The organism is Streptomyces sp. NPDC057939 (assembly GCF_042887545.1).
In the GTDB taxonomy this organism is placed as follows: domain Bacteria; phylum Actinomycetota; class Actinomycetes; order Streptomycetales; family Streptomycetaceae; genus Streptomyces.
Genome location: NZ_JBHVPG010000007.1, coordinates 204,356 through 222,137, shown reverse-complemented (window position 1 = coordinate 222,137; position 17,782 = coordinate 204,356). Strand labels below are relative to the sequence as shown.

Below are 17,782 nucleotides of genomic sequence, written 5' to 3'. Positions count from 1 at the left end.
ACAGGATCCGAAGCGGACGGGTCAGGAACCCGTCGGGCACTCGGCCCGGCGGGCGTCGAACGTGCAGTCCAGGGTCTTGACGATCCGCTCGAACGCCTCGGGCGTCGTGGGCGCGTTGAACGCGTGGTGGGCGGTCATGCCCTGGTGGTGGAGCATGAGCGTCCAGGGGCGGTGGGCGGCGCGGATCGCGTCGGCCGGCGGGGCGCCGGGGTGGAGGACGATGGTGTGGTCGAGGCCGTCGATCGGATAGACGAGGCCCTGCGCGGCCGCCCGACGGGCCTGTTCGGGGTGCCAGCAGAAGCGGGCCGCCGCATCGTCGAGTCCGGCGAAGCGGTGGAGTGCGTGGAGGTGGTCCAGTGCGTGCTCGTGGAGGTCTTGGTGGCGCTGCTGCACCCATAAGGCCATGGGCCGTTTCCCGTCTCGGTCTCCGCCTGTACTTGCGCATTGAACAACGGCCGGCGCGACCCGCCCCGGTTACGTCCCGGTACAGACCGAAACCGGACCCAGGCAGGCGTGAAATCGGCCCGCACACCCGTCGGGGCGACGGGCGGGCCTTACGCCGCTCGGTCCAACGGGCCGCTCGGCGCGGCGCTCCCCGGGCAGAACACCCTCATGGACAGCAATCGCGAGACGGATCCGGCGCACCAGGTGCCCGAGGGCGTCGACGAGGGGACGGTGCGCGCCCTGGGCGCGCTTTCGAAGGCGCTGGAGACCACGGAGCGGGCCCGCGGCCACCTCTACGGCTTCCACCAGCTGACGGGGACGGCGGACTTCGAACTCGGCGAAGCGGTGCGGCTGCTGCGCGAGGCGGGCCACGAGGAGCACGCCCGGCGGGTGGAACGGGAGATCGTGGGCCGCAACGTGATCCCGGGCCACTGGACGTTCCAGATCATCGAGGCCTACAACTCCACCTACTACCGTCCCTTCGCCGCCGTCGAACGTGACGTAGTCGACGAGCTGGCCGGCGGACGCGACCACCTCCTGGAGGCCCGCCTCAAGACGACGCGGCGGACCCCCGGCCATCCGGACCACACCGCGACACCCCCCGCCTCCTGATCGAAGGGCCGACCGCCGCCACCGGGACGGCGCCCTGCTCGTTCCGCGCCGGTCCGTCCCGGTGGGCCCGCCTGCGTGCGGCGTGCACGCTCCGCCGCGCCAGGCACAGTTCGCCGGCCGGCGCGTGACAGTCCGGGCACGGCACGGCGTACGCGCCGTGCCGGAAACGGCGGTGCGTCTCGTACACCGCGTCCAGCATCGCGTCGGCCCCCCACGAGTAGGGCAGGACGGTGGGCGTGGGGGCGTCCGACCGAGGGGATTGGCGGGCGAGCCGGGTCTGGGTGGTGCTCATGGAGTGCGGCTCCTTGTGCGGCGGCAGCGTACGGAGAATCGATGTCTCCCCTCACCGTTCCCACAATTCCGCAGTTCAAGATCAGTTCGAGCGGAAGGACGGTGCCGGTCACGCGGCGGACGCCCCGCTCGCGCACGCCGATGGGCCCCGTTCGGTAGGAACGCGCCACGTTCTAGGGTGGGATCATGGATCTTCAGGGCGAACTGATCGAGCACCCGTACTCCGTCTACGACAGGCTCCGGGACACCGCGCCGGTGTGCCGCGTCACGGGCACCGACGGCACGCCCGCGTGGCTCGTCACACGGTACGACGACGTCCGTGCGGCGCTCACCGACCCGAGGCTGTCCCTGGACAAGTCCAACGCCGCGGAGGGAACCTACCGGGGCTTCGCCCTCCCGCCCGCGTTGGACGCCAACCTCCTCAACATGGACGCTCCGGATCACACGCGCATTCGCGGGCTGGTGGCCCGCGCCTTCACCGCGCGGCGGGTGGAGCAGCTGCGGACGCCGATCCGCGAGACCGCCGACCGGCTCCTGGACCGGCTCGGGCCGGCCGGCAGCGCGGACCTGCTGGCCGGCTACGCGTTCTCGTTGCCGATCATCGTGATCTGCGACCTGCTGGGGATACCCGAGGACCGGCGTGTGGACTTCCGCGGTTGGACGGAGGCGCTGGTGGCACCGGATCCCGCGCGACCGCAGGCGGTGAAGGAGGCGCTGGTGGCGATGCTCGGCTTCCTCACCGAGCTCATGGCGCACAAGCGGAGCCGGCCCGCCGACGACCTGCTGTCCGACCTGATCGCGGTCCGGGACGCCGAGGGGGACCGCCTCAGCGAGGACGAGCTGATGTCGGTCGCCTTCCTCGCCCTGTTCGCGGGCTACGAGAACACGGCCCAGCTGATCGGCAACGCGATCCACACCCTCCTGCGGCATCCGGAGCAGCTGGCCCTGCTCCGCAAGGATCCCTCCCGACTTCCCGCCGCGGTGGCCGAGTTCGCCCGTCTGGAAGGTCCCGCCCTGCTCGCGATCCGCAGGTTCGCCACCGAGGACCTGACCATCGCGGGCGTCACGGTGGCGGCGGGGGAGACGGTCCTGGTGTCCCTGTCGGCGGCCAACCGGGATCCGGCGCGCTTCGCGCAGCCCGACGTTCTGGACCTCGACCGCGACACCTCCGGCCACCTGGCGCTCGGCCACGGCATCCACTACTGCCTCGGCGGCCCCCTCGCCCGCGCGGAGGTGGAGATCGCCCTCGCGGCCCTCCTGGAGCGCTACCCCACGCTGGAGTTGGTGGATCCGGCTCCGCAGTGGCGCCGGTCCCTGCGCTCCCGAGGTCTGAGGGAACTGTCGGTCCGCTACGAGGCGGTACGCGAATCGCCCTGATGCGGCGTGCGGAACGGCAGCGAGCCCTGCCCACGCCGTGGCGGCGTCGGCAGGGCTCGTGGTGGAGCTGGTGGTGGAGCCGAGGGAGACGACCTAACCCGACGCCAGGGCCTTCTTCTGACGGAGTCGTTCCCGGAAGGCGCCCATCATGGGGAGCGTCAGGCCGGCGAAGAGGAAGATCACCGCGAGGCCGCTCAGGGTGGGGCTGATGAACTCCTCGGTCTTCAGCGACCACGGCCTGTCGAGGGTGTAGAAGATGATGTAGCTCCCCTTGGTCAGGGCGTAGGCCAGTCCGAAGACGGCCGCCATGGCGGACAGGGAGAACCCGGCGCCGCTCCAGGGCCGGATGCCCCAGTTGCGGCGGGCCGTCCTGCCGCACATGAACGCCAACTCCCCGCAGGTGACCATGACGTACGAGAGGTAGAGCAGGAGGTACGCCGCGACCTTGGGGTTGTCGGCGTGGGCGGTCGTGAACGCGATGTCGGGGGCGTTCGTCGCCAGGAACAGCGGAACCATGATCGCGAGCTCGACCACGGCGGCGAAACCCCGGTGGAAGATGGCCGACTTCACGTACTCGGGACGGTAGGCCAGGTCCACCATGGTGATCTGCAGTGCGGCGCACCAGAGGATCGCGCAGACGTGCGCGATGAGCTTGCCGATGTTGACGACACCGGTGACGTCCTCCGCCGCCCCGGCCACGACGGGGACCGCGAACAGGACGCCAAGTGTGCACACCCCGAACGCGATGGCGATGGCCCATGTGGATACCCGGGGAGTTCCCAGGGCCCTGCGCGTGCAGAGCACGGTGACCAGCAAGCCGGCCAGTGTGCACGTCCCGAAGACTATGCCGTCCACTACTACAGCCCTTCCAATGAGTCGGCCGCATAGTGAGCGGCCTCGTCCGGTTTCCGCCGTCGCCGGCGCTTGCTCGGCGGCGTGACGGCCGCTCGGGGCGGAACCGGTTCCAGGCCGACGTGGGCCCTTCGCCGTTCCAAATCTTTGATGACGCCCGACAGTTCACTCTCCGGGAGACCGTTCAGCAGGGCCAGGACGTGTCGCGCGAGAGGGTTTTCGAACGCCTCCAGCGCCTCGAGGTCGTCGTAGGCCTCGTGCGGGAGGAGGTGGGCGGGTGGGACGCCCAGAGCTTCGCACAGGGCCAGCAGGGTGCCGACGGTCGGGTTGGTCTGCGAACCGTTCGCGATCTTGGCGATGGCGGCATGGGACAGCGAAGGATGGCCGTCGGGCAGGGCGTCGACGGATTCCGAGAGCGACCTGGACGTGTGGCTACGGCCCCGCAGGCCGGTCATGAGGGCCTTGAGTTTGTCCGCGATCGACGGACGGTCGCCGCTCACGCCAGGCAGGAGGTGCCGCTCACGGCCCGAAGGACGTCCTGCTGATGCATGCACACAACCACGTACCGGTCTCTCGCTCTGTCTGGGCCTACGCCTGTGTACTTTAGTTGACACGGTTGGGTGCGGAAGGCAGTATCCCGATAGGGAACGCAACCTTGCGCACCGGCGTGTGCGCGGGAATTCGGGCCTGCGCACGAGGGGGCGTCGAGCTGCCGTGGCGGCCCCTCGTACGAGACGTCCCCGCAGGTTGGACACGGGGCGGAGGAGCGACCGGCCGCTGGTCGGCCGCACACCGTGCGGCGCGTACCCACGCGGTCGGCGTTGCACCATACAGGGGGGCAGTTGAGTCCGGAGTTGGCATTCAGGGACCGTGACCGGGCGTCGGGACGGGCCGCGGGGGACGTGCGTTTCTCGCCCGGCCGCCTCCGACGACACGACAACGGCTCCACTCCCGTCCTCGATGGTGGGCTCCGCGGTCGTGGGAACGTACCCGTCCAGCCCCGTCCGACCGCTCCGACCGTGGGGGCACGACCGCTTCCCAGCATGCCCGAGCGCCGTTCGCGCACTGTGCATTTCGAGTCAGGGGCCCTGCCGGATCCGGGTGAGCACGTGAGGCTCGCGGGAGAGCAGGCATGAGGTCGTGACCGAGGTGCCCGTGCAGCTCCCTGTACGGCACGGGGCACCCACGCGACAACTTCCGGACTGCTTCGAGGAGCGCTCGATGCCAACCCTGGGCACGCTGCCCACCCGCAACCCCGAGCTCGAACTGACCTTCTTCGGCCAGTGCTCCGCTCCCGCCCGGGCGGTGGAGGTGACGGGCGTCCTCTCGCTGACCCCGGAGAAGCTCCTGGAAGAAGGGGCACCGTCCACGCTGCCCGACGGCTTCGTCGTACTGATCGCCGACACGGTCCCCTTCCGCCTGCGCGGTCGCATCACCATCGTGCTGGAGGTACTGCTGCGGCGCATGAGTCGTGACGGTTGCGCCGGTCTGATCCTCAGCTCCGCTCCGGGTGCCCGTCAGCCGTACCCCCAGCCCCTCGTGGACCTGGCGGACCGGCTGGGCATCCCCCTCCTCCTCACCACCGCGCCGGTGGAACAGTGGCAAGGGGTGCACGAAGCCATCCAGGAGTCCCGGGTCGCGTGCGCCGAGCGGCGGGCCGCCCAACTCGCCTCACTCGTACAGGAACTGCCGGCCCGACTCGCCGACCACAGGGCCATGCAGCGCATCGCCGACTGGCTCGCCCGCGCCCTCGACGTACAGGTGATGGTCAGCGAACCCGACCGCGTCCTCGTCGCGTCGCCGGCCACGGCGGCCGAGGAACTCGCGCAGGCGATCATCCGTCAATCCGTCGACGGCAACGCCCCTGACGCCCGCTCCGGACCGCACACCCGGCTCATCTCGCTCGGCCCCTCCTCCGCCGCGGACACGGTCCTCGCGGTGGCCCGGCGCACGCCGTTCGACGACGCCGATCTGCGACTGCTCCGGCAGGCCGCCAAGCTCCTCGGATTGGTGGACCAGGCGCGCCGCGAGTACCGGGCGGCCTCCGACGCCGTCCGGGACGCGCGCGGCGCCGCCGCGGAGCTCCTGCTGGACGGCGAGGTGTCCAAGGCCCGCCGGGTCATGAGGAGCCTCGCGCCGGGACTGCTCGACCCCGAGACCGCCCGGGTCTTCGTCGTGGAGACCTCGCCCAGTCGACGCGACGCAGCCGTCCGCCGCTGCGAGGCCGTCACGGCCGGCCGCGCCATGGTCATCGCCGACGCGCGCCGCCACGACCGGATCCTGGTGATCCACCCGGTCCGGGCCGACGAGACGGACGACAAGGTGGCCGTCGAGCTGACCCGGCTGGTTTCCGTACTCGGTGCGGAGGCCTCGCTGGGCGGCAGCGGGGTGTACTCCATGTCCCTCCTCGGCCGCGCCCTCCACGAAGCGACCACCGCCCAGCGGTTCGCCGTCCACCAGCCGGACTCCGTCGCGCTCTCCGTGCAGGACACCGACCTGGTGAGCCTGCTTCCGGCCCACGACGCCCAGGTGTGGGCCCGCCGGCTGTTGAGTCCCCTGATGCAGGTCGACACCCAGTGGGAACTGCTCCGCGAGACGCTCCCCACCGCCCTGGCCTACCCGTACACCGTGGCCGCGCGGCGTCTGGACCTGCATCGCAACACCGTGACCCGGCGGGTGGCCCGCGCCGCCGAACTGCTCAACAAGGACTTCGCGGCGCTGACGGACCGCGTCACCGTCGGCCTGGCGCTGGAGATCGTCACCCAGCGGGAGTTGCCGGAGCCTCCCGGCGGATGCCTCGAAGCCGAGGAGCCCACGCTTCGGGGGCTGCTCGACGGCCCGCAGATCCGTGCCTGGGCCGAGGTGTTGCTGCGGCCCGCCTGCGCGGACAGGCGCGACCTGCTCAGCACGGCGACGGCGTGGCTCACGTTCGACGCGCACCTGGAGGCGACCGCGCGTGAACTGGGTCTGTCGGAGGCCACGGTCCGCTCGCACATCAGAGCGCTGGAAGGGCACCTGTCGCGTGACCTGTCCTCGCTGAGCGGCATGCGCGACCTGCTGTTCGCATTGAACCTCATGTCGGGCGCCCCCCAGCTTCCGGACTCGTCCCGCGAACTGTGCGCGGCCGCCTGATCCGATCGGCCCGCGGGATACAGGCCGTCATGCCCCGAACCGAGGTGCCGGGCCCTTTCGAGTGCCTGTTTCACCGGCTGCGGAACGGAGCGGACATGTCCCGTCGTCCGGTGCTCCTTTCCGCAGGTTGAGCGAAATCTGATCGGCTTGCGACGAGTTCGTCCTCCGTCGGGCGTCTGCTACTGGAAACCCTTTTCGGAGGCTCGGGGGCGATTCCGCGCGGACGGTCTGTGACCGGCTCCACGATTTTGACTTTTCGGCCGGCGGGAACGCGAAGGACGGCTGGAAACGGGTTTACTTCCCGAGCGGCCGGACGAAGCGACCGATACGGGTGGCGGCTGTGGCTTCCGCGAGGAGTCCGCAGAGCGCTCCGTGCGGCGCGGCAGGTGCAGTTCTTGAGGAAAACGCAGGTGGGAGCATCCGGCGCAGTAGACGCCGGCGCCCATGACGACGCCTTCGGGTGGCCGAAAATACGCGGGATGTTTGACCGGAATTACCTCCATGAATCCGGGTCGGGTCGTGCGTGATTCGTTGAATCCGAAATTGGACTCGGTGGCCGAAAATCGGCGTCCCGCGAATCTTCGACTCACGGGATAAGCGGCCGGGTTTTCTTTGCGGCGGGCCCGATGTGCAACTCCGGAGGGTCGGAGCCGCGGCATGTGCACCTCAGGTGCATATGTATGAGTCATGGTGCAGAACCCACAGGTCGAACTCCTCGGATTGTGCATCTGCGCAATGGTGAGCGATTCCGTACCTGCGTAGCGTTGTCGGAGCAAGCACAGCCCGACCAGCATTTCGGAACCCACGGTTCGAGAAATCGTGCAGTGCCGGACCACGGGGGTGTACGGCACGGAAGTGGACCCGGAAGAGGGTGACGGCGTGCTTGCGGGCGATCCGGTCGCCTTGAACACCGGACGACGGGTGCCGGGGGAGTGGCAGGAGCCGCTTCCCCCGGACAACCCGCCGCCCGTCCGGGCGAGGGCCGGTCGAGTGCCCCCCGGTCGGCGATGGCGCCACGCGCATCGGGAGCCGGCCCGCCTCCTGCGCCCCGCCCCTTGTGTCCCGCTCAAGGCGTACATACCATCAGAGGTATGCTCAGGAAGCAGGAGTCCGGCGAGCTCGACGAACGGGATCTCGCCTACCGCATCGCCCAGGCGGTGTTCGACCGCCGGACGGAACTCGGCTGGTCCCAGAGTCAACTCGCCGAGGCGGCCGGCATGAGGCAGCCGCACGTCTCCCGGCTGGAAGCCGCCCGGAGCCTCCCGAGTCTTGACGTCCTCCGCAGGGTCGCCGAGGCGCTGGGCACCGACCTCACCGTGGCCCTGGTGCCCCGCGAAGCCGACCGCAAGGTCGTCGAGGAGGTCGCCCCATGACGTACTGGCGCAGTCGCGCCGCCGAAATGAGGCACCGCCACTTCGTGGACACGCCGGCCGTGGTGGCCGCCGCGGTGGTGGTCCTCGCCGCCGTGGCCGCCTAAACCACGGACTACGCCACCATCACCCTCCTGATCGGCGACGTACTGCTGGTCTGCTCCCTCGCGATGCGGAGGCGGCACAACAAAGGGCCGCTGTGCGTGGAGTGCGTCAAGCGGATGCCGCTCAACCCGGCGGAGACGGCGCGCGGGGATCGCAACGCGCGCTGGGGCCTCAGGGTGTTCCACAGCTCCACCGGATCACTCCCGAAGGTCGTCATGACCCTCACCGTGATCGCGGGCTCCACGGTCCTGTGCCTCGGCGCCGTGTGCCGGGTGGTGGTCACGGGAGGCGCGCCCGAGCGGGTGAATCCCTTCCTCGCGCTCGGGCTGTCCGTCACGGCGGTCGGCGAATGGATGATCCGGACCCACAGCCGCCTCGGCCCGTGGTGTCCGGACTGCGACGACGGCGGCGACGAGGACGACGAGGAGACACCGGTCGAAGACCCGACCGGCGGACGGGACCGGCCCCTGGCGGCGTGAGCGGGGACGCCTCACCCGTTCGGCCTCTTCCCGGGTGAGCTCCGGCGCGTCCCGGCACAGGCTGGCAGGGGTGCTGCGCGAACGCGCGCGCCGCGGACGAGAGGACCCGGCCGATGAACTGGCAGATGCCCGTGGCCAAGGGGCGGATCACCGCGAAGTACCGGCAACCCGGGGGCTGGGCGGCCGGCTTCCACACCGGAGTGGACTTCGGGTGCCCCGCCGGCACCCCGGTCGCGGCGGTCGGCCCGGGCACCGTGGTGGCGGCCGGTGACCAGGGCGCGTACGGGAACTGCGTGATCCTTCGGATGGAGGACGGACGCTTCACCCTGTACGCGCACCTCAGCAGGGTCGACGTCAAGCCCGGTCAGAGCGTGAGCGGCGGCCTGCGGCTGGGCCTGTCCGGTGCGACGGGCAACGTGACGGGGCCGCACCTGCACTTCGAGACGCGCACCGCCAACAGCTACAACGGCCATACCGACCCCATGGCGTACCTGGCCGGCAAGGGCGTGGCGAAGGCGGGGACGAAGATCGGGACGAAAGCCGGGACGAAGGTCGGGACGAAGAAGAGCGTCGTGCGCAAACCCGTCGCCAAGAAGGCGGCCGCCCGCCCGGCGGCGGCCAAGGCCCCCGCCGCGTACACCGTCAAGGCGGGGGACACCCTGTCCGGGATCGCACTGGCGAAACTCGGCAACGCCGGCCGGTATCCGGAGATCGCCCGACTCAACGGCATCACCGATCCCGACCGCATCGGGGTCGGCCAGAAGCTGAAACTGCCGCCCCGATAGCCACGAACGCACCCGCGCAGGAGGTCACGTTGGCCGATCCGCTCAGTCCCGACGCCTTCCTCGCCGCGCTCGTCGACGAAGGCGTCAAGATCGTGGAGTGCCCCGGCTGGCGCACCCACAACCGCGACCACAAGGGCCGGTGGGGGCCCGTGCACGGTGTGATGGTGCACCACACCGTGACGAAGGGCATCGAGGCAACCGTGCGGCTCTGCTCCGGCGGGCACGGGGACCTGCCCGGGCCGCTGTGCCACGGCGTGATCGGCAAGGACGGCACCCTGCACCTGGTCGGGTACGGCCGCGCCAACCACGCCGGCCTCGGCGATCCGGCCGTACTCGCCGCGGTCCGGGCCGAGGGCCCGCTGCCCGGGGTCGCGGAGACGACGACGGACGGCAACCGACACTTCTACGGCTTCGAGTGCGAGAACCTCGGTGACGGGGAGGACCCCTGGCCGCCCGAGCAGGTGGACGCGATCGTGCGGGTGTGCGCGGCGCTGTGCCGGGCCCACGGCTGGGGCACGACCGGCGACACGTCGGTGATCGGTCACGCGGAGTGGCAACCGGGCAAGGTGGACCCGAGGGGACCCGGCATCACGATGGGCGCCGTCCGCTCCTCCGTGGCACGCCGGCTGACATGAGCCGCGCGAGGAGCCGAGCCGATCACCGCAACCTCCCGCGCCGTTGCCGCGTTGTGCTCCCGTCGGCCCACATCGAGGAGCACCACGTGACACCGAACCCCCCACCCTCCGCGGCCGGCCTGTTGCGCCTCACCCTCGGCGAATGGCGCATCGGGCTGGTGGCGTGGCGACTTCTCGTCCTGCAGACCGCACACCCGGCCGTCGCCGCCGGCACCGCCCGTTACTCCACCTACCGGGCCCACCCCTGGCGGCGGATCGAGCACACCATGGAGAGCGGGAGCCGGCTGTTCTTCGCCACTCCCGAAGAACGACGGCGCGAGGTGGCCCGACTGGAGCGCGCGCACCGCCGCATCCGCGGCACCGACGACGCCGGCCGCCCGTACGACGCCGAGGACCCGCAGGTCCGCGCCTGGGTGATGGTGACCCTGTACGAGGCCATGACGGCCATGCGCGAGCTGTCGGGCGACCCCCTCGCCACCCGCGAACTCGACATCCTGTACGGGGAGTTCAAGGAGATCTGCGCGGAGCTCGGCATTCCCGAGGACGCCCTCCCCGCGACCGCCGCCGACGTGCCCGCGTACGTCGACCGGACCGTCCGCGAGGTTCTGGAATGCGGCGAGCAGGTCCGCTACCTGCTCTTCGACATGCTGCGCGAGGCTCCCGCCCCCCGCCGCCTCGGACTGCTGCACCCCGCCTGGCCACTGATGCGCGCGGTAGCCGCGAGCGTACTGACCACCCTGACCGTCGCCGACCTGCCGCCCGCCTGGCACGAGCGGTTCGCGATGCCCCGCACCCGAACGGCCGCCGCCCTCTCCTGGACGGTGCACCGCGGCATGCGGCAGGTGATGACGCGACTGCCGGACCGACTGCGCTACCGCGGTCATTCCGACGGTGACGCACCACGAGCCGCATCGCGGCGCCCCGCCGCCGCACGTCTGCCCCGGCCCCGTACCGTCGACTCCCGCCCGGCACGGCTGGAGGCGTTCTTCCGCCAGGTGCTCGACCAGACCGGTGACGGGCGGGTGGACAGCGCCGACCTCCAGGCGATGGTCCACAACGTGTGCTGGCAGTTGGAACTCCCCGTCGACCGCGAGGACCTGCTCCATGCCGCCTTCGAGACGTGGTGGCGGCAACTGCGGGAAGGAATGGACGCGGACGGTGACGGAGCGGTGGACTGCGCGGAGTTCGTGACCGCCATGCTCGCGGGTGTCGATCGTGACGCGGACTACATCGAGCGCGGTCTCGGGCCGGCGGTGCGCGCCCTGTTCCGGGCCGTCGACACCGACGGGAGCGGGCACCTGTGCGCCGACGAGTACCGCGTGCTGTTCGGAGGGCCACGCGTGCACCCGGCCGAACTGAACGAGGCCTTCCGGGAGTTGGACGCGGACGGGGACGGACGGATCAGCGAGGAGGAGTTCGTCGCCGCGTTCACCGACTTCTTCACCGCCCGCGCGGACACGGCCGCGGGCGTGGCGCTGCTGGGTCGTCCCTGACGGTCAGGAGGGGTGGGCGTGACGGAACCCGGTCCGAGCCGACGCGCCGACCGGACCCGACGCGCCCGCCCGGGCCGGACGGGGCCGCGGGCGGGTGCTTTCTTCGCCGCCGGGTCAGGGGGTGCGGGAGGGGACCTGTGCACCCGAGGCCCGGGTGAAACAGTTCCAGCCGCACACACAGGCCCGCTTGTCATGGCCGGCCGAGCGGCCGGCCGAGGGACGGAGATCCAGAGTGAGCGCCGCCGGGAGGCCGCGGGTGTCGGTCCGGGGGCTGTCGATGCGGGGGGCCATGGCCGTCTCCTCTGTTGTGGGGGCGATGTCCGATCGGGCGTCGCCCTTCGACCGTAGGAACGCCCGGTGCGGTGTCCCGTCCTACGAACGGTCCGACCACCGGACGACTGCGACGGCCGGAAGCGGCGGCACGGCACCGGACCGGCGCGGTGCCGGTGAGGCGCGTGCCCGCCGAGCCGAGGCGAACCGAACCCGGCTCGACCTGCCCCGACCCGACTCGACCGAGCCGCGGTTCGTCGGGGGCTTCGTTCCGTGGACGTTCCCGGCGGGACGCTTCGTTCTGCGGGCTGTGGAGGGGTGGGTCCGCGGTGCATGGTCGGGGGAGACGGGGCGCCGCCTCGTGGACGGAGGACGGGTCGTGAAGGACACACCGCTGCGGGCGAGCCTGACGGAGGTCGAGCCGGGTGTGCTTCGGGTGGTGGTGGCCGGGGAGGCCGACAACGACACCTGTCCCGTCCTGCGCACGGCGCTGCACGACGCGCTCGCGGCCGAACCGGCCCCGCACCGCCTGGAAGTCGACGGCTCGGGTCTGACGTTCTGCTCCTCGGCCTGCCTGAACGAACTCCTGACCGTCCGCCTGGCCGCAGAGGCCCGCGGCGTCGCCTTCGCGGTGACCGCGGCCAGCCGCCCCCTGCGGGTCCTGCTGACGCTGACCGGCACCGACGGGGTCTTCGGTACGGTCCCGGCCGAGCACCGCCACGCCCCCCACCCCCAGCGCTGCACCTCGTACGGGGGATGAGGTGGCGTGCGGGGACGCGCGCCGTGGATCCGAGCACCCCGCGCCCCGAGGTCGTCCGGCTCAGCCGCGCAGGGTGGCCCCCGGTGTGACGCCGTACGCCTCGCGGTACGCCGCCGCGAAGCGCCCCTGGTGCGGGAAGCCCCAGCGAAGGGCGACGGCGGTCACGGTGGTCCGCGGGGACGCGGCGGCCCTCAGCTCTTCGTGGGCGCGGGCCAGCCGCACCCTGCGCAGGTGCCCGAGCGGGGTGGTCGTGGCGTACCGGGAGAAGGCGTACTGCACGGCACGCGGAGTGACCGGGACCGCCGCCGCGATCTCCGCGAGCCCGATGTCGCGGTGCGCGTTCTCCTCGATGAACGCGACGGCCCGCCGCAGGGTGTCGCTGGTGCCGTCGCGCGAGCCGGTCCGGTCGGGCACGGCGCCGACGCGGGTGTGGGGCAGACAGCTGAGCGTGGTGGCGGCCAGTAGGCGGGCCGCCGCACCGGTGAGGAGGGGTTGGTCAGCGAAACCCGGCTGCAGCAACGTGTCGCGGACGTGCGCGACCGTCCGGCCCAGCATCCGGTTCTCCGCCGCGCCGAGCGCGGTCTGCCCCGAGAGCCGGACCTGTTCGCCGCCCCCGGTGGCCTGGTCCAGCAGGTCGGCGTCGAACATCGTGATCGTGTAGCGGGCGGCGCGGACCTCACCGGCGTAGGGCCGGCCGGGCAGGGCGACGAGGAACGTCCCGCCGGGCCCGCAGACGTCGGAGCCGCTGGTGTGCACGCCGCGATCGACCGTGATCAGGCAGACCTTCTCCAGCGGTCCGGCGTCGTACGACATCGTGAAGTCGAAGGCGAGACGGTCCACGTTCAGGCCGCCGGCGGCACGCCGCTCGATCCGCGCACCGGTGTGCTCGGGGAGGCCACTGATCGTCATGGGCGTGTACGCGGACGACAGGAAAGCCTCCGTCTCCTCCAGGCTCTCACTGCGAAACAGCATTCGTTCCATGCTCACCCACTCGTCCGGGCCGGGCCCCGACCCGCGGGGCAAAGGATTCACGCACGTGGGCACGAGGAAGCGACGGGACGCCGCACGTGCTCACGAGACCCACCCGCGCCTTCCTCCGCAGCCCGGCGTCGATCGCGTCAACCGTCCCATCCTTCCCGATCCCCTTCCGCGAGGCGAGAGCACCCCTTCCCCGTGGCCCGTCACGGGACTGCCGCGTCACCGCGGTTCCCGGCCGTGACGCGGCGGAACGCAATGGAGGAGGGCATGCCATCGCTCGGTCAAGAACCGCCACGTCACGGGTCCGTCCCGACGGACCGTGGCTCCGCCGGAGGGGGAACCGCCGCGGGGACCGCCGTCCTGGCCGGTCGGCGTCGTCCTCCGTGCGGTGCGCACGGTCGTGCGTGTAACGGGAAGGTATGAGGGGGTGGTGGAAGGGAACGGCTCACCGGCCGGGAGGGTCCTGATGATCGGAACCGCTCGCTCGTACCGACCCGTACCCGACCCGAGCGGCCGACACCGCAAACCGATTCCGAGGAAGCAACGATGCGCGTTCATCAGCTCACCTTCGTAGCCCTGGCCGTTGCGGCCGGTCTCTCGCTCACGGCGTGCCAGAACGGCGAGGACGGCACGGCGCAAGGCGGCCCGTCGTCCGCGTCCACGCCCTCCGCGGCGTCCTCCTCGTCCTCGTCCTCGCCCTCGGGCGGCGGTTCGAGCGCGGGAAGTTCGGACGGGAACGGCGGCACGGCCACGGCCGGCACGGGCTCCGACGGGAAAGGTACGGCCGCCGGCGCCGCCGCTTCCACCGGGAGCGGCAAGGCCGGCAGGTGCCGCACCGACGACCTGGAGATCACGGCGATCGACAGCACGATCGGCGGGGACACCGAAGGCACCGTCGCGGTGCGACTGAAGAACCGCGGCGGCAAGGACTGCACCCTCTCCGAGTACGCGGGCGTCGACCTGAGGACCAGCGCGGGATCGCTGTCCGCGCAGCGCACCGGCGAGCACCCCGGCCCGACCGTCCTGAAGAAGGGGACTGCCGTCTCCTTCGGCGTCAACTACCCGCTCAACACCACGGGCGGCTCCGGCGTGCGCGTCACGGGGCTCGTCGTGACCCCGCCGGACGAGACGAAGGCGGTCACCCTCGCCTGGCCCGGCGCCGCCACCCTGCCCGTCACGGACGGGACCGGCTCCCCGATCAAGGTCGGCCCGATCGGAAGCGCCGGCCAGGGCGGCTGACCGCAGGCCGTGGAGCCGAGGAACCGGCGCCCGGGCCGGTGGGCGGACGGGCCGGTGGTCGGGCGGCCGGTTGGTGTGGCCGCCTGGGGCGGCGGGGATGTCGGGTCAATGCCGCCCTACGACGAACCAGGTGGCCGGGAGTTCGACCGGGGAGCCGTCGGGGCGGGCCTCGCTCATGGCGAGGGTGGTGGTGCCTTCGTCGAGGACGGTGAGGCCGGCCGTGCGCAGCAGGGCGGAGACCTCGCCCTCGGCGACCTCGCCGGGGCGCAGGTCGTGCTCCTTGACGCGGCGCAGTTTGGGGGAGGGGCCACCGGGCTGCGCCGCGATGGCGGCGATGACCTCCTTGGCCTCACCGGTCGGTTCGAGGACGAGGGCGCGGCCGCGCGCGCCGACCAACCGGGCGACCGCGGCGGCGACCGCGGGGCGGTCCTCGGGGTCGCTCTGGTGCAGGACGGCCCGCATGTAGACGTTCGCATCGCCGAGGCGCTCGTGCAGGGCGCCGGTCCGGATCGGGTCGGCGAGGTTGAGCTGCTCGTACGTGGCGGCGCCCTCGGGGTCGGCGCGGCGGGCGTGGGCGACCGCAGCGGAGGAGAGGTCGACGCCGACGGCGCCGGCGAAGCGGGTGGCCAGGAAGCGCGTTTGGGTGCCGTTGCCGCACCCGAGGTCGGCGATGGGGAGCGAGCGGTCGGCGTACGGGGCGAGGTGGTCGAGGTCGCGCTTCGCCGTCAGGGCCGGGTCCGCGTCCCAGAAGGGTTCGCCCGGTTCGCCGGAGCTCTGCTCCCAGAAGCCGTCCCAAGCGGTGCGGTAGCGGTCGGACACGGTCATCGGGTCTCCCTGCGGTGTGCGGTGTGCGGTGTCGTGCGTCGGGGTTCGCGTGCCAGGTGGCTACCCCGCTGGGGCGCGGCCGACCCTCACTCGAACGGTCTGGAGACGGACCTTGTGTTCGAAGGCGGGCCCCGCTCGGTGGGAGGCCGTGGCCGGGGGTGGCCGCCCCGACGCCCCACCTCGGCATTGGTCCATACCTATTGACCGACCCCTCCGCCCCCCATACGATCCGGACCGGCACAGCCCCACCTGTCCCCACCTCACCCGTAGCCGGGCGTCGCGCCCCCACGCGCAGGCCATGTCCATGGCGTCCAGCGGGAAGGGAGCACTCCATGTTCCGTCGGAGCTCGCGTACTTCACGCCCCACGGGCGATGCCCACCCCCTTCGGGAACCCGGTCGCGCGGACGCCGACCGGCAGTACCGGGCCACCGGACGGGCCCGGCGCGGAGCGTCGGCCTTCGTGCGGTCCCTGGCCGGGGTGAGCGCCGCCGCAGTGATCGGCGCCGGCGTCGCGGTGTCCGGTACCGGCTCGGCCGGCGCCGTCGCCGCCGAACTGGTGGCCAACGCCGGTTTCGAGAACGGCCTTTCCGGCTGGACCTGTTCCGGCGGTTCCGGCGCCGTCGTCGCCGGCCCGGTGCACTCCGGCTCCGCCGCGCTCAAGGCCACGCCCACCGGATCCGACACCGCCCGGTGCAGTCAGACGGTGAGTGTGCAGCCCAACTCCTCGTACACGCTGAGCGCTTGGGTCCAGGGCAGCTACGTCCACCTCGGGGCCACCGGTACCGGTGTCACCGGAGCCGGTTCCACCTGGACTCCGAACAGCCCGTCGTACAGTCGGCTCGCCGTCGGCTTCACCACCGGTCCGAGCACCACCTCGGTGACCATCCACCTGCACGGTTGGTACGGGCAGCCCGCGTACCACGCGGACGAGGTGTCACTGGTCGGCCCCGGCGGCGGCACTCCGACTCCCACGCCCACTCCGACTCCCACGCCCACTCCGACTCCCACGCCCACCCCGACTCCGACTCCGACCCCGACTCCGACCCCCACGCCGACCCCCACCACCACCCCTCCGTCGGACGAGTCCTGCGCCACGAAGCCCAAGCCGTCCGGCAAGGTCCTGCAGGGGTACTGGGAGAACTGGGACGGCGCCGCGAACGGCGTCCACCCCGGGATGGGTTGGATCCCCATCACGGACAGCAGGATCCCCGCGCACGGCTACAACGTGCTCAACGCCGCCTTCCCGGTGATCCTCTCGGACGGAACGGTCCTGTGGCAGGACGGCATGGACACCGGCGTCAAGGTCGCCACCCCCGCCGAAATGTGCCGGGCCAAGGCGGCCGGAGCGACGATCCTGATGTCGATCGGAGGCGCCACCGCGGGCATCGACCTGAATTCCGCCGCCGTCGCCGACCGGTTCGTGGCGACCGTCGTCCCGATCCTGAAGAAGTACAACTTCGACGGCATCGACATCGACATCGAGACCGGCCTCACCGGCAGCGGCAACATCAACACCCTCTCCGCCTCCCAGGCCAACCTGGTGCGCATCATCGACGGAGTGCTGGCACAGATGCCCGCGGGCTTCGGTCTCACGATGGCCCCCGAGACCGCGTACGTCACCGGAGGAAGCGTCACCTACGGATCGATCTGGGGTTCCTACCTGCCGATCATCAAGAAGTACGCCGACAACGGGCGCCTGTGGTGGCTCAACATGCAGTACTACAACGGCAGCATGTACGGCTGTGCGGGCGACTCCTACCAGGCCGGGACGGTGCAGGGCTTCACCGCGCAGACCACCTGCCTGAACAACGGCCTGAACATCCAGGGAACCACCATCAAGGTGCCCTACGACAAGCAGGTGCCCGGCCTGCCCGCCCAACCCGGAGCGGGCGGGGGCCACATGGCTCCGAGCCTCGTCGGCCAGTCGTGGAACGCCTTCGGCGGTTCGCTGAAGGGACTCATGACGTGGTCGGTCAACTGGGACGGTTCGAAGAGCTGGACCTTCGGCGACAACGTCAAGTCCATCCAGGGCCGTTGACCTGCCGGCAGGCCTCCCGTCCGGCCTGACACCCGGGGTCGTGGCGGCCCGCGGGACGGCCGTCACGACCCCGACGTGAACGCGCCGGGAGGCGCA

16 protein-coding genes are annotated in these 17,782 nt (G+C 71.6%); 11 read left to right on the top strand and 5 right to left on the bottom strand.

The features are described 5' to 3' along the window. Positions 1-21 precede the first annotated feature (21 nt). Positions 22-405, bottom strand: coding sequence for a hypothetical protein (locus tag ACFVS6_RS11590; RefSeq protein ID WP_389702870.1), 384 nt, complete (start codon positions 403-405; stop codon positions 22-24). A gap of 207 nt (positions 406-612) precedes the next feature. Between ACFVS6_RS11590 and ACFVS6_RS11585 the strand changes: the two genes are divergently transcribed. Both ACFVS6_RS11585 and ACFVS6_RS11580 read left to right on the top strand, forming a co-directional pair. Continuing rightward, entirely contained in the window at positions 613-1,056 is a 444-nt protein-coding gene (locus ACFVS6_RS11585; RefSeq protein ID WP_389702868.1) for a hypothetical protein, read from the top strand. 477 nt (positions 1,057-1,533) lie between these two features. Then, positions 1,534-2,724, top strand: coding sequence for a cytochrome P450 (locus tag ACFVS6_RS11580; RefSeq protein WP_389702866.1), 1,191 nt, complete (start codon positions 1,534-1,536; stop codon positions 2,722-2,724). A 93-nt stretch (positions 2,725-2,817) separates the two neighbouring features. Here ACFVS6_RS11580 and ACFVS6_RS11575 read toward each other — a convergent pair whose 3' ends face one another. Together ACFVS6_RS11575 and ACFVS6_RS11570 are read right to left on the bottom strand one after the other, a co-directional pair. Next, entirely contained in the window at positions 2,818-3,540 is a 723-nt protein-coding gene (locus ACFVS6_RS11575; RefSeq protein WP_389702865.1) for a hypothetical protein, read from the bottom strand. 41 nt (positions 3,541-3,581) lie between these two features. Next, on the bottom strand, positions 3,582-4,076 hold the full coding sequence (locus ACFVS6_RS11570) for a helix-turn-helix domain-containing protein (protein ID WP_389702863.1): 495 nt from the start codon (positions 4,074-4,076) through the stop codon (positions 3,582-3,584). A 721-nt stretch (positions 4,077-4,797) separates the two neighbouring features. On the opposite strand from ACFVS6_RS11570, the gene ACFVS6_RS11565 reads away from it, so the two are divergent. The 7 genes from ACFVS6_RS11565 (at position 4,798) to ACFVS6_RS11535 (ending at position 12,605) form a co-directional block, all read left to right on the top strand. Continuing rightward, complete coding sequence (locus ACFVS6_RS11565) at positions 4,798-6,708, top strand: PucR family transcriptional regulator (RefSeq protein WP_389702861.1); 1,911 nt, start codon at positions 4,798-4,800, stop codon at positions 6,706-6,708. A gap of 1,091 nt (positions 6,709-7,799) precedes the next feature. After that, the gene (locus ACFVS6_RS11560) at positions 7,800-8,081 is read left to right on the top strand and encodes a helix-turn-helix domain-containing protein (protein WP_389702859.1); all 282 of its coding nucleotides are present in this window, start codon (positions 7,800-7,802) and stop codon (positions 8,079-8,081) included. A 200-nt stretch (positions 8,082-8,281) separates the two neighbouring features. Next, positions 8,282-8,662 (top strand): hypothetical protein, encoded by a 381-nt coding sequence (locus ACFVS6_RS11555; protein WP_389702857.1) that lies wholly within the window; start codon positions 8,282-8,284, stop codon positions 8,660-8,662. A 113-nt stretch (positions 8,663-8,775) separates the two neighbouring features. Further along, the gene (locus ACFVS6_RS11550; RefSeq protein ID WP_389702855.1) at positions 8,776-9,447 is read left to right on the top strand and encodes a peptidoglycan DD-metalloendopeptidase family protein; all 672 of its coding nucleotides are present in this window, start codon (positions 8,776-8,778) and stop codon (positions 9,445-9,447) included. Between the two features lie 29 nt (positions 9,448-9,476). After that, entirely contained in the window at positions 9,477-10,082 is a 606-nt protein-coding gene (locus tag ACFVS6_RS11545; RefSeq protein WP_389702853.1) for an N-acetylmuramoyl-L-alanine amidase, read from the top strand. Positions 10,083-10,168: 86 nt separating this feature from the next. Further along, entirely contained in the window at positions 10,169-11,575 is a 1,407-nt protein-coding gene (locus tag ACFVS6_RS11540; protein WP_389702852.1) for an oxygenase MpaB family protein, read from the top strand. A 649-nt stretch (positions 11,576-12,224) separates the two neighbouring features. Further along, positions 12,225-12,605 (top strand): STAS domain-containing protein, encoded by a 381-nt coding sequence (locus ACFVS6_RS11535; protein WP_389702850.1) that lies wholly within the window; start codon positions 12,225-12,227, stop codon positions 12,603-12,605. 60 nt (positions 12,606-12,665) lie between these two features. On the opposite strand, the gene ACFVS6_RS11530 is transcribed toward ACFVS6_RS11535, so the two are convergent. Next, entirely contained in the window at positions 12,666-13,577 is a 912-nt protein-coding gene (locus ACFVS6_RS11530) for a helix-turn-helix transcriptional regulator (RefSeq protein WP_389702848.1), read from the bottom strand. A gap of 552 nt (positions 13,578-14,129) precedes the next feature. Here ACFVS6_RS11530 and ACFVS6_RS11525 point away from each other — a divergent pair. Then, on the top strand, positions 14,130-14,822 hold the full coding sequence (locus ACFVS6_RS11525) for a DUF4232 domain-containing protein (RefSeq protein ID WP_389702847.1): 693 nt from the start codon (positions 14,130-14,132) through the stop codon (positions 14,820-14,822). A gap of 105 nt (positions 14,823-14,927) precedes the next feature. Here ACFVS6_RS11525 and ACFVS6_RS11520 read toward each other — a convergent pair whose 3' ends face one another. Further along, the gene (locus ACFVS6_RS11520; protein ID WP_389702845.1) at positions 14,928-15,647 is read right to left on the bottom strand and encodes a class I SAM-dependent methyltransferase; all 720 of its coding nucleotides are present in this window, start codon (positions 15,645-15,647) and stop codon (positions 14,928-14,930) included. Positions 15,648-16,126: 479 nt separating this feature from the next. Here ACFVS6_RS11520 and ACFVS6_RS11515 point away from each other — a divergent pair, with 479 nt between their 5' ends. Then, on the top strand, positions 16,127-17,686 hold the full coding sequence (locus tag ACFVS6_RS11515; RefSeq protein ID WP_389702843.1) for a carbohydrate binding domain-containing protein: 1,560 nt from the start codon (positions 16,127-16,129) through the stop codon (positions 17,684-17,686). The last annotated feature ends 96 nt before the right edge of the window (positions 17,687-17,782 follow it).